The sequence below is a fragment of the Bacteroides sp. 11BF genome (assembly GCF_019633765.1).
Lineage (GTDB): Bacteria > Bacteroidota > Bacteroidia > Bacteroidales > Bacteroidaceae > Bacteroides > Bacteroides hominis.
Genome location: NZ_JAFKPJ010000003.1, coordinates 125610 through 139571 on the forward strand (window position 1 = coordinate 125610; position 13962 = coordinate 139571).

Genomic DNA, 13962 nt, shown 5'->3' on the forward strand with positions numbered 1-13962 from the left:
TTGTTATCTTTGCCCCCTGTTTTAAACACTTGTTAAGGAAAAAGGATTTAGACTATTATAAATAAGATAGTCAATAAGCGAATTATATAAATAACTATTCATGGGATTATTACAAGAGAAGTTAGCTAAATACGACCTCCCTCAGCAGATAAAGGCTAAAGGCGTATATCCATACTTTCGTTGTATCGAAAGTGAACAGAACACAGAGGTGATAATGAGTGGCAGAAAGGTGTTAATGTTTGGCTCGAACTCATACTTAGGCCTGACTAATCATCCGAAAGTAATTGAGGCTGCTGTTGAAGCTACCCGCAAATACGGTACGGGTTGTGCCGGATCGCGTTTTCTGAACGGTACACTTGACCTTCATCTTCAATTGGAGAAAGAACTGGCCGAATTTGTTGGTAAAGAAGATGCTATCATTTATTCCACAGGATTTCAGGTAAATTTGGGTGTAGTTTCGTGTGTGACAGGTCGTGAAGATTATGTGATCTGTGACGAACTTGACCACGCTTCTATTGTTGAAGGGCGTCGCCTCTCTTTTTCTACCATCCTTAAGTTTAAGCACAACGACATGGAATCTCTTGAGAAGGAGTTGCAGAAGTGTCGTCCGGATGCAGTGAAACTGATTGTAGTAGATGGAGTATTCAGTATGGAAGGTGATATAGCCAATTTGCCTGAGATCGTTCGTTTGTCTAAGAAATATGATGCCAATATCATGGTAGACGAAGCACACGGCTTGGGAGTTCTGGGCAATAACGGACGTGGTACTTGTGATCATTTCGGGTTGACTAAAGAAGTGGATCTTATCATGGGTACATTCAGTAAGTCATTGGCTGCTATCGGTGGTTTTATAGCTGCTGATGAATCCATTATTAATTATTTGCGTCATAATTCCCGTTCGTATATCTTCAGTGCAAGTAATACGCCTGCTGCCACTGCCGCTGCTCGTGCCGCACTCCAGATTATGAAAAACGAACCAGAACGCATCGAACACTTATGGGACATTACCAATTACTCTTTAAAGTGTTTCCGTGAGCTTGGTTTCGAAATCGGGCACACCTCCACTCCTATTATTCCGCTATATGTACGTGATATGGAGAAGACATTTATGGTAACCAAAATGTTATTTGATGAGGGCGTATTTGTAAATCCGGTAGTTCCTCCCGCATGTTCTCCGAACGATACGTTGATTCGTTTCTCATTAATGGCTACACATTCCAAAGAACAGATTGACTTTGCTATCGGTAAGTTGGTGAAATGTTTCAAGGCACTTGATCTTTTATAAATAAGATAAGGAATAAATATACGAAAGGGATTATGTCAAACAACATAATCCCTTTTTCATTTAAGGCTCCTTTGTTTCCATTTATAGTTTACGTTATCAATAACCTTATCCTTATCAGGGGTATCCCATGACATTATCTATTCTTTAATTGCATCTATTGGATTGGACTTTGCAACCCGCCAACTGTTAAAGCTAACAGTGCATATTGTCATGACTAAAGTTATCAATAGAGGAAGGATAAAAACTTTTAATCCAATGGGGGCTCTATAAGCGAATTGCTCTATCCAGTGCAACATTAGTGTATATACAATGGGAGTTGCGATGATAAATGCAATTAAGATATAACATAAGAATGGACGATTAAGTAACCAAACGATTTGCCAGGTGGAAGCACCGTTCACTTTACGAATTCCTATCTCCCGAGTGCGTTGTTCGGATGCGTACCATGCTATGCCGAACAGACCAAAAGCTGTCAAGAATAAGCTTATGATTGAGTATACCAATAATAATTGAGAGAAATTAGTTACTTCTTGATTGAATGACAAGTATTTCATGTACAAATCTGTACCGGTAAAAGAACGATTAGGGAAATGTGTCTCCCATAGTTGTCGTATCTTTTGTAAGGTTTCAATTCGTTGGTCCGGATCGATTTTTAAAGATATATAATAACATTGGTTCTCGGGGACTTCTTGCAAGATCATTTGCAATGGGGCTACCGGTTGATTAAAAGAGGTCAGTTTAAAGTCTTTGATTACTCCTACAATAATAGCTCCTTGCTGAGTATTATTCTTGTTGTATTTGTTCAGTGGCTGACTAATGGGGTCTTCTCCTGCGGGTACAAAATGATGTTGGAAGGATTCATTGACAATAACCGGTATAGCGGTTTGGGCTATTAGTTCTTTAGTACGTTCCGGATGAAGTAAAGTCATGTCATATAGTTCCTGAAACTTCGGGCTTTCATTGTACAAATTAACCATGACCAGTGTTTCTTCCTCTCCTTCCTGGCTCACAGGTACTGCCATGCTCCAGGGTTCAAAAATGTTCCCGCGGGTAGTAATCGCACTTTTTATTCCAGGTAGACTTTTTAAATCATTATATATTGGGAGTAATGATAGTTGCTGTCTATCTCCAAGTTCAATTATATTTTCATAACGCTTTCCTTCATTCTCTATCATATTTAATTGTGAACGTATAATTAAGAAAGTTGTCATTAAGGCAATAGATATTATGAACTGGAGTATAATCAGTATAGAGACTATGCGCTTCTTTTTTTTACCAATAAAGAACAGGCGGTAATTACTTTCTGACAGAGAATACATCTTCCTGCTCATGTAAAGTGCGGGAATGACAGATAAGATTATAATAAACAAAGCTAATAATGGCAATACCTTCCCCGAAAATATGAAACCGAATGTTAAATGCGCTGCTACAAGAGAGTTGAATGCCGGTAAAAGATCATTTATCAACAGTACAGACAGCAAGAACGCAAGCATGACAGTCAAAAAAGTATCGGCAAATAGTTGCTTGTGTATATATTGACGGGTAGCTCCCATTAATGTTTCTACATGGAGCATTCTAACCTGTTTCAGCAATCGTGAAAAACTAAGATTGACATAATTAAAACAGGCTATGGATAATATTAACAAAGCAGATAACAACCCTATGCTGAGTAATGTAATTTCTCTATGTTCCATAGTTTGGGAAGTATCAGAGAGGTCTGTATTGAAATAAGAATCTTGCAAACCTAACAACTGATAATTTCCTTTTCCCATCAAAGTAGGCAGTCCTGTTTCTTCAAATCGTTGACGAAATGAGGCTGACTGGACTTCTTTTTTCAGGAGAATCATACAAGAGCTTCCCTGCTCGGGATCTGGCAACGAGGTAAGGATATCAGCTTGTAACATGGCTTGTGGATAATGTCTGAATATCGCAGTTACTTGTACCGTATAAATGGTATCGGGCAATTCCAGTGTAATCGTACGATTTTCATAATTCTCATTTCCGAAATAAAGACGAGCTAATTTCTCGCTGATGGCTACTTGACCGGGGTGAGATAATACTTCAGGCAAATTACCATATACTGTTTCAAAAGGGAAAAAATGAAGTAGTGAACTATCTGCTTTAACTATTGTTTGTTTGTCGAATTTTTCATTTCCGACCCGAATACCTGACGTTTGAAGTTCATTCATTCGCAGATAGCTTTCAATTTCCGGGAATTGGGATACAATGTCTGGAACACTGCCTCCATAAACAAAGGTCCCTTGTTTCTGCTTTTGCATAACCGGAACATTTTGTGTTAGCCGGAAAATATCTTCTTTTCTTGGATTGGAAGATTCTATAGTGTACTCATAAGTAACGAATGATATCAGCAAGATAGTGCATGTAATGCCAATCGCTAAGCTCAATAAGGAGATGGAGGCGAATAGTTTATTTCGCCACCAACTCCTTAAAATAAGTTTCAGTATAACCGGATATTGCATTCTGTTTAAAGTTAAATACTTACTTCTGTTACTACCTGACCATCAAATAGATTAATCACTCGGTCAGCAAATCCTGCATCATGTTGGGAGTGTGTCACCATGACGATGGTAGTTCCTTCTTTATTAAGTTCATTCAGCAGTCCCATCACTTCTTTACCATTCTTGGAGTCAAGGTTACCGGTAGGTTCATCGGCAAGAATCAACTTCGGGTTAGCAACGACTGCACGTGCTATGGCAACACGTTGTTGCTGACCTCCTGAGAGTTGTTGGGGGAAATGTTTGCTGCGGTGAGTGATGGCCATGCGTTCCATTGCTTTTTCCACCCGTTGTTTACGTTCAGAAGCGGGAATACCCATGTAAAGTAATGGCAGTTCAATATTCTCGTATACATTCAGCTCGTCGATCAGATTGAAACTCTGGAATACGAAACCGATAACTCCTTTGCGGAGATTGGTACGTTGCGATTCCGTATACTTGGATACTTCTTTTCCATTCAGATAATATTCGCCTCCTGTAGGATTATCAAGCAGACCTAAAATATTGAGCAAAGTGGATTTTCCGCAACCGGATGGTCCCATAATGGCTACAAACTCGCCTTCTTTCACTTCTACACTGACATTGTTTAACGCCCAGGTTTCTACTTCTTCGGTTTTGAAGATTTTCTGTAAGTTTACTGTTTTAATCATAATGGTAATTTTTTATTGGTTTATATTATTCATTTTTAATGATATCGGCCGGGTTGAGGTGCATCACTCTGTATATTTTGTATGCCGTTGTTACAAAGATAAGCAAACCTATTACAATGAACAGGTAAATGCCCCAGGCAAATCCGCTGACACTGCTGATTGGAGAACTTTTGGTCATATCAATGATCAGTAGCCGTAACAATGGATAAGTGATCATATAGGCCAGTATGAATTGGATGATGTAGACTCTTCCAAACATGAAAGCGATCACTTTAGGTGTAGCACCGTTAATTTTACGAATGGCTACTTCTTTTTGCCGACTAACGGTATCCATGGAGATCGCAGAATACACACTTAACACCACGAGCAATATACTAATGATAGCAAGTAACAGTGAAATATCACCCATCATGTCCCTAATTCCCTGAGTCGTACTTTTTCTTACGTCCAAGGGCTCTATGTCTAATGCCAGTGATTCTGGTACATAGTTACGGCATACCTTCTCTATTTGTGCTTTCGCTTTAGAAAAGGCAATGTCATTTCGAAAACGAATGTATATGACTGATATTTCGTTGGTGGGGAAAAATACGGATATGTGGTATTGGTTATATTCGGAAAGATTTTCCCCGTAGCAGGCTTTATAGATTCCTAAAATCCGGTAGCTCTCCTCTCCTAATTTCACGTTTCCGCTGATAGAATCTTTGTCCAGTTGTTGCCGGAAAGCTTCGCTGATATAGACCACTTTACTTGCATCAGCATCAACAGTTTCTCCTTGAAATGGAATCCGGAAGAACTGGAAATAGCTGGGATCACCTTGCCGGACATTGATGGTAAGTGTACGATGATCCGCAGACTCATAGCTGCTGGTCAAGAAAGAGTTGAATGAGCCGGTCATCAAAGCTGCGCTTGTTTCTTCCACTCCGGGTAACATCTTTATTTGTGAGAGGATAGCATCTTTGTTTTTATAGAGTGTAACGCTATTCATTTGAAGACAGAAAGTACGGTCTGTTTCTTGGTCGGATAAAGGAAGGTATAGACGGTTATCCTCCTTATTGAATAAATGAACGGCAATGGCTGTTCCCAAGAAGAAAATACACACACATAGTTGTATGCACATCATGATATTGCGGAAAATATGTTTATGACTTTTCCCCGTAATATTGCTTGCAAGTCCGGATCTTTGAAGTCGTCTGACTGGAAAGAGAATAATGATTGCACAAATTATGAGTAAACCTAAATATACTTGGAATTGGATAGAGTATAACGTTTGTATATCTATTGGAATCATTTCTTTTGGCGGAATGTAATATACAAGAAGACCACTTACACATTCAGACAATACCAAAGAAAGAAGTAAAGAGAAGGTAAGCATCCAGAAAACTTCCGTAAACAATAGTCCGAACAAACTTCGGGCAGTTGCTCCCATACTTTTGCGCAATGCCAGTTCACGGTTTCGGTTATAGAAAGATTGTATGATAAACTTTAAAAAGTTAATCATGCCTGATAACAAAATTAAGGAAGATAAGAAAGTGATGAATGCCATAGCAATGAGGCGTTGTGGCTCTTGATATGAATCGGCTTCTTTGGAGGCAACAAGATATGTCATTTCTCCACGATGCAGAAAAGGGACTCCTTTTAAGCTTTCATTTGCTTTATCAAGTCCGTCAGGAGTGTTTAACACTCCTTCCATAATAAATCCATTTTGCTGGGCATCGTCTCTGCGATAAGAGAAATAGATGTCGGCTTGTACACGGAGTACTTTCGGCAACTCTTTTATTACGTTAACGACTTTGTAATAAATGTCTTTTTTCTTTTCTTCTTCTTTGAATTGTACTATTTTCAGCAGAGTACCGACCGGATTCTTTTCTCCATAAACTTTGCGGGCACAACTTTCGGATAACACAACCTCGTCTGGTTCAACAGGAAGTGTATTCCCGTATAAGAATGACGCTTGATAATGCGGGAAGAAGTTGGGGTCTGTGCTTATATAGGATATAATATAGGGCTTTTCCTCCTGTTCTTGATTGATAAAGACGACTTCAGATTGACTTTCAAAGGATCGGCAGCTGAGCTGTTTGATTCCGGGTATAGGATGATCTGTTAATGTTTTGATTTGGGAAGGGGTGAGAAACCATCCCCATGCCCTGTCTTCCTTATTGTTGGGGTTCATGATCCGGAGTCCGATTCTCTGTTCAAAATTGGGCAGACGACGAGTGGCGCCATCTATTTCATTAATGTAGAAATGTACAATACAGAAACAGGTCATACCTACCGAAAGGCAAATAGCTGAGATCAAGCAGTGAGTCTTGTACTTCAAGAGACTGCGAATGGCTATTTTTAAATGATGTAGTATCATAATGGTGTATTGTGTAATTTGTTTTTATTCGTTTTTAATAACTTCTGCCGGGTTAGTTCGTGCAATATGGTATATTTGCCAGCTAACAGTACCTGCTATAATTATTATCAAAAGCAAAAGAGAATATATCCAGAGCCATGGGTTAGCATAATCAAATAGAATGATTTTATGTTGGCTACCTGTAATCATGATAAACAAACTGCTCAAACTCCCTAAAATAGAAGATATTAAGAATAAAATCAGGTAGGTTTTCCCAAATAACCAATAAATATTCAACAGGCGTGCACCATTAATTTTACGGATAGCCACCTCTTTTTGTCTGCGTACGGTGTCAATACTGATTGCACCATAAATTCCTAACATCGTAATCAGTAGGCAAATAGAGGAGCAAACAATGAATAGCCATATAAGTGAGATACTCCTCAGACCGATTTGTTCTTTATATAAGCTGATGAACTCAAAAGGTTCGTTTTGCGGCAAATATTGATTTATCTTTCCGGCCATCTCTGCTTCTATATCTTTGTGAGAAACATTGGAGGCTAACTGGATATAAATTTTTCCAATTTCATTGTTCATTGCAGAAATGGGCAGAATAGCGAGTAGCTTTGCGCTTGGTGAGTCACAACCTATATGTACCAAACCTTTCACTGGATATATTTTGTTTTGATAACGATAGATTTCCGGAGTAGAATCTGTCTGTAAAGTCTGATATAGCTGTTCGTTTACATAACAAAATGGTTCCCCTGCCTGGTGTTTACAATCTATATTCATCAATTCAAAATATTCGTCTGAAACGTAAATAAGTTCTGTGAACCCATAATCCTGAGCATAATCTCTGTTACTATATGCCATTTTTTCGTTCCAGTGGCGTGAACGGAGAAAACTTATAAGTTCCTGCCGGTTCTCTTCGATACGGTTATATCCTCTAATATCCAATACCATGATTTCTTTCTTTTCTTTAGCATTCAAGTACGGATTGGCTATTCGGTTATACTCCTGCATCTGCATCCAAATACTGACTGTTCCAATGACGAATAAAAGGGAGAAGAAAAGTTGGAAACCCAATAAAGAGTTTCTTATGATGTGACGCTGACCAGTAGCAGTTCCCCCCTTTAAACCTTGCGCCGCGGTTTTACGCGTAATATACCATGATGAAAGAAGAGAGACTAAGGCACTGATTGACAGTATCCCAATCAAGTATTGGCATTCGTATTTCCAGAGCCGATAGGTATCAATATACAATTCTTTTTGCATCTCATACGAAAACGTACTTATAAACCAGGGTAGGAAACTTTCGGTGACAGCTAAGGTGATTATTCCACTAATCAGGATAACGACAGCTTGTTCAAGGAAAAGTAGCATGAATTGTCCTGAATAAGTAGCTCCTAATGTACTACGTAGACTGATTTCTTTGCAGCGATTGGCAAATGTTCCTATGCTGAACGAGAAATAGTTGATCATACCTACCAATAGAACCAATATCCCAAGAAATGCAATCCATAATTCGGCACCGGACTTGTGCTCCATTTTGCTTTCTAATACTATTTGAGGTACCCATTCCGGGAATTTTGGAAAAAGTTCTAACTTTTGTAGATATTGAGAGAGCCGTTCGGCATCTTCTGCATGTTTTAATAAGATTTTGTGTGCTCCAAATGAAGCGTTTTCTGCTAACGGGAGAAAAACATCATACTGATTGTGGTAGTTGTTCATCCCTGCCGGATAAGGCTCTATGACGGCAATAATCGTATAGTTTCTTCCATTTTCAGTTAGTATGCTCTTTCCCAACGGAGATTTATTACCACAAAATTCTCTCACAAAATCAGTAGTTACTACTGCCTCATTATATGATATTCCAAACTGTTGTAATGACCCGTTCACACACTTGGCAGGAAATACTTTGAAATAATCGGCATTGCATTCAGTTTTGCTTATCTTATAATAAATGGTTTCATCCAAAGTAATCTTGGCATTAGCGTTGAAATAAAAAGCAACTGCTTCAAAGTTTTCTTTTCCGATTTTTTTTTCAAAGTCTTGTATTGGAATATTTACTTGGTATGCATTTCCCTCTATCCATATTTCAGCCTGACGTTCATAAGTTGCTAAATCTTTATTGCCAGTACTGAAAATACGATTATAATAATTGCAAACACTGAAGCAAAGCAATCCGCAAGTGATTCCCAATATAGAAATGATAGTCTGCGTTTTGTGTTTTATCAATTGCCTGAATGTAGCTTTTATATAATGTAATATCATAATTCGTTTGCATTATTTGTTTTTATGTCTTTTATTGTTATTATAGATTCAATAAATGTGCCAAACTTGTATAGTACTGTATTCATGTATATTACATCTATTGCTCATTCAAAAACAGTGTGTGATATTGCACGATTCCGGTGCGAATACGCACTCTGACGGCTTATTCACTTTTCATACATTCCGCCGGATTTATTTTAGCTGCTATTATTACTTGTTTTATAACGGAAAGGATAACAATAATACAGGTAAAAAGAAACACACATATAAACAGCCATCCGTGGAAGCCTGTGTGGTATGCGTAGGTTTCCAGCCAGCGGCGGATAAAGATATATCCTAACGGAAGAGCAATCGCATTACCGGTTAAAGTTAGCCATAAATACTCTTTAAAAAACAGGCATAAAATATCAGAGAATCGTGCACCGTTTACTTTCCGAATGGCTATTTCTTTCTTGCGTTGCTCAGTAGAGAGCGAAACCAGGAAATATACTCCGAATGAAGAAATGAGAATGCAAAGGATAGCCAATAGCAGGAAAATACGGAACATCATCTTTTCCGGCCGGTTGAACAATTCCATCAATGTAGAGAGCTGAATGATCTGTGCATCTTCGGTAATCTCTCCTTTGCTATATTCCGGATAAATCTGCCGGACATGTTCCAATGCTTGCTTTTCTTTTCCCGGACGTACCTTTATATAGAAGTACCGGAAACCGTTGTAAGCTTTCGCAGCATCGGCATTGCTTTTATACATAAAGAAGGTCTTCGACAGAGGATATTGCATCGGACAATAGTAAAAGTCGCGTAAAATACCACTGATTCTATAAGACTTTGCATCGGTTCCTGTATTATTGATAATAGGACGACCTGTTAAGGAAGGGATATTAAGTTGGCGTGCCCCGGTTTCATTGACAACGATATCTTCTGTTCCTTGATTTTGTATCCATTCTCCTTCTTTCATCTTCATCCCAAAGAATGGGAGAAAATTCTTTTGTACGATGACGCAGTTATCCTCCTCAGATTCATCAGAATTCCGTCCTTCAATAGGGAAATTGGTAATGAAAGTACAATACCATTCCCCTCTGAAAACAAGGATCGGCTGTGTTAAAGCTGTCACTCCTTCGATAGCAGAGCTTTCTTTTAATGCTGCTATAAAAGGACTGCAGTCTTTATTATAAGTCGCATCATATCCTAAATCGATTTGCCATATATGGTCTGTAACGAGCCCTTTATCTGTGTGTGTCATGAAGCTATATTGACTGTAGAACATACATGAAGTGAAAAGAAATAAAGCACCAATAAATATTTGTCCGATGATTAATCCGTTTCGTAAGGACGTTGAAGTCCCATGACTGCTTCGTTTCAGCAATCCGATGATGGGAAGCAGACTTATGACAAGGAAAACAACACAACATAACGGATAAATCCAAAGAGCTGTTCCAAATATTTCCTGTTTGGTGATACTTTGAATCGTGCCAAAATAATAACTGCTACTCTCTGCCACCAGACTGGTATAATCTTTATAATATGGAAATAAGAACTCACAAACTCCCATTGATATCAAAAAAGCGATGAATAAAGGTATAATGAGCTCAAGCAGGTTTTTACCTACCAAGCTCAGGGTAGAAGCTCCGAGAGTTGAAAAAGTTGAATTATACCGTGCTTTTCGTTGCTGTTGTCCGATGAACAATACGAGCAGATTCATTAACGCACTGACAAAAGCCAGTAAACCTGCTGTTGCCAAAATGCCGATATGTTGAAATCTTCCCTTGAGTTCCGGAGAACAGTAGACATGAACCTCGGGCAATGAACGTAAGTGGAAATGCCATTCGGAATAAGTATCCCTTTGAGTGTCTGCCTCTTTAATCCGGAAAGATGTTATTTTCTTATTCAGATGTGATGCATTGGCACTGGAGTGTAATAATACATAAGTGGTACTACGCTTCACAATATTGGCTTGGGGGGTATTCAGAATGAGATACTCAAACTTAAAATCACTGTTCTGCGGATAATTCTCCATTACTCCCGCAACGGTGTAAGATATTTCTTTATTAATTTTCACTTCTTTCCCTATACAGCTGCTGTCTCCATAAAGATGTTTTGCCATTTTCCGGGTCAGAATTACAAAGTTTGCGTTATAAGGCGTTTTATGATAATTTCCTTCGATCATCCGGCATTGGAAGATATCAAAAAAAGTGGAGTCTACTGCCATTCCTATCCAACTTCTTTCTTTACCATCTGCTTCATATTTCACATCGCTGACATGGCATACCTTAGCTATTTCAGGGAATGCTATTATCTCTTTCTCCGCCAGCTGGTGTATTTGGTTCAGTTCTCCTTCCAACCCATCGGCTGTTTTAAATATTCCGGTAGTCGTCAAGGCATAAGTATGTTCACTTTGTGGATGAAAACTGTCAAAATGGTGCTCCCAGTAGTACCAGTAGCCACCTAACAGAAAGGCTATAAAACCGATGGAGAGTCCAATAATGCTGAGTATGTTCTGAGCTTTATACTTCAGAAGATTCCTACATGTTATTTTTAAATAAGATCGTATCATGCTATTTTTTTATTCTGTTTTTACTACTTCCGCCGGATTTTGCCGGGCGGCTTTCCACACTCTCCAACCAATACAAAGGCTTATGACAATAGTAGTTCCTGCCAAGATAACGATGTAAATCCAAGCATTTATATAGGTTTGTTCCACATAGCTCTGTAACCATGACTTCATGACGACATAACCGAGTGGAAATGCCAGAAGAGAAGAGAGCAGTATCAATATGAGGTACTCTTTTGCAAAAATAGAGAGTATATTTTTAAGTGTTGCTCCGTTCACCTTTCGAATAGCTATCTCTTTGCGACGTTGTTCGCAAGCCAGTGTTATTAACGAAAATATTCCAAAAATTGCGATCAAAATGCAAACTATTGCTACACAGCTTAATAATTTCAAGAGTGCATGTTCAGATTTTAAATAATCGTTATAAACATCTTCCATGTTGGATAATACGATTTTTGTGTCCGGATATTCTTTTCGGCAAAGATCTTCAACAGCCTGTTTCAGTTTAGGCCACTCCCCTTCCCTGTATTTTATCAGAATATCTCCTTTGCCAAGATAGAAACCGGAAAACCCTTTGGCTATGAATGCTATTGGTTTTACAGGAACAGTGGGCGAAGTAGTGTGGAAGTCTTTGACCAAACCGATGACAGTGGTGGCTGTTCCGTTAGGCCTGATTAATTTCTTGCCAATCGGATCGCTCCAGCCCAAAGCTTTTGCAGCCGTTTCGTTGATAACAATAGTGCTTGCGTCACTTTCTCCTTCTTTCAGCATTTTCCCTTTTAAAAGCCGGATGCCATAGAATTGGGCCAATTCCTCACTTTCCATCAGTACTTCCATGTTCATATCGGGGTCCGAAGGTTGTTTGCCATCCCAGTCCTTGAAAGCCATAGACATAGACACTGTTCTCGGGAGCAAAGAGAAATGTCCTTTCAGTATTTGGGTAACAGAAGGCATCTGCTCTATTTTATCTGCTGCGGGAGGTAGATTGTCTTGCGGATACAAGCTTAAGGTAGCAATGTTTTTACGTTCTATGCCGATATCTGTAGTACTTAGGAAATAGAGTTGTTTCATTATAATGCAGATACAGAAAATGAATCCTATACTGATTGATAACTGAAACAGGATACTTGCCTTACGAATGAAATATCGATGTCTGTTTGTGTTACTCTTCTGTATGTTGGTGTGCAGGGTCTGTCGGTTGAAATAGAGAGTGACGGGCATGAAGAGGCAAAGAGAACATCCAATAATAATCATAAAATACAGAGATGATTCCCAATATATATTTCCGTCTGTCACTCCCGAAAGTTCCTTAAACTCCGACAATACTAATTCTATTAATGCCATGCCTATCAATCCGGCCGAAATCAGGATAACCAGGAACTCGATGGTCAGTAAAGCAAACAGGTTCCGATTGGACGAACCGCAAACTTTGCGTAATGCAAGCTCCTTGGCCCGCATCCATAGGCGGCTGATAAACAGTGACAGATAGTTGATCAACGAACAAAGGATCACCAAACCTCCAATCACAGCGAAGAGAATAATATAGTTGAACTGAATGGCATTATTGTCTGCCAATATCGTATAATGGCATTTACTGACAGGCATCATTAATAACTCCTTGATAGCCCCCTCGTTTTTATTTGTCTTTATTTCTGTTTGCTTCAGTTTATTACTTAGTACCTTGGTATCTACTCCTTGATGAAGTTTAATAAAAACATAGAATCCATTATTGTACCAGACGTCCTGCCATTGCCGTATTCCGCCTCCTAATATGGAGAATGGTAAATTAGTATGTTCGCTCCAACTGTTGACAATGGCACAAACTGTTTTGGGGTCTCCATAGACTTTGATTTCTTTACCGATAGGGTTTTCTGTTCCAAAAAGACGGTTGGCAGCTTTGTCCGTCAAGGCTATCTTATTGGCTGATTCTAAAAAGTCAAGGTTTCCCTCAAGAACCCGTATCCGAAACATATTCATGAAACAAGAGTCAGCATTGATCCGGTATAGCTGTTGTGTGGCACCGTCATTGACAGTTATATCCGATTTATAAAATTCAAAAGCACATGCATCCTCTATTTCAGGGAGCATTCTTTTTAAAGAAGTTGAAACCGGATATGGCACCGTTTTATCAAATCCTGTAGCATCCAGTATGGATTTCTTGTATATTAGATGGATTCGGTCGGCTCCTTCGTGAAAAGTGTCGTATGTCATTTCATAGCGAATCCATAAAACGGTAAGAGCGAAACAGGTGAATCCCATAGCCAGTCCGATTATACTAATTATAGTTTGGCCCTTATATTTCAATAAGTTTCTGAAAGCAATCTTAAAATAGTGTCGTATCATACTTTTCC

General features: G+C 38.9%; 7 protein-coding genes. 1 reads left to right on the plus strand and 6 read right to left on the minus strand.

Annotated elements, in window-relative coordinates:
• Positions 1-100: 100 nt before the first annotated feature.
• Positions 101-1285, plus strand: a complete 1185-nt coding sequence (locus JZY04_RS03900) for an aminotransferase class I/II-fold pyridoxal phosphate-dependent enzyme (protein WP_005777827.1) — start codon at positions 101-103, stop codon at positions 1283-1285.
• A gap of 137 nt (positions 1286-1422) precedes the next feature.
• Here JZY04_RS03900 and JZY04_RS03905 read toward each other — a convergent pair whose 3' ends face one another.
• The 6 genes from JZY04_RS03905 to JZY04_RS03930 form a co-directional block, all read right to left on the minus strand.
• Positions 1423-3765 carry an ABC transporter permease gene (locus JZY04_RS03905; RefSeq protein ID WP_122142122.1) on the minus strand — a complete coding sequence of 781 codons (2343 nt, stop codon included), beginning with the start codon at positions 3763-3765 and terminating at the stop codon, positions 1423-1425.
• 11 nt (positions 3766-3776) lie between these two features.
• Complete coding sequence (locus tag JZY04_RS03910; protein ID WP_005777825.1) at positions 3777-4451, minus strand: ABC transporter ATP-binding protein; 675 nt, start codon at positions 4449-4451, stop codon at positions 3777-3779.
• A 25-nt stretch (positions 4452-4476) separates the two neighbouring features.
• The gene (locus JZY04_RS03915; protein WP_122142121.1) at positions 4477-6807 is read right to left on the minus strand and encodes an ABC transporter permease; all 2331 of its coding nucleotides are present in this window, start codon (positions 6805-6807) and stop codon (positions 4477-4479) included.
• Positions 6808-6831: 24 nt separating this feature from the next.
• Positions 6832-9060, minus strand: coding sequence for an ABC transporter permease (locus JZY04_RS03920; protein WP_122142120.1), 2229 nt, complete (start codon positions 9058-9060; stop codon positions 6832-6834).
• A gap of 163 nt (positions 9061-9223) precedes the next feature.
• Complete coding sequence (locus tag JZY04_RS03925) at positions 9224-11614, minus strand: ABC transporter permease (protein WP_122142119.1); 2391 nt, start codon at positions 11612-11614, stop codon at positions 9224-9226.
• A 9-nt stretch (positions 11615-11623) separates the two neighbouring features.
• The gene (locus JZY04_RS03930) at positions 11624-13954 is read right to left on the minus strand and encodes an ABC transporter permease (RefSeq protein ID WP_122142118.1); all 2331 of its coding nucleotides are present in this window, start codon (positions 13952-13954) and stop codon (positions 11624-11626) included.
• Positions 13955-13962: the final 8 nt, after the last annotated feature.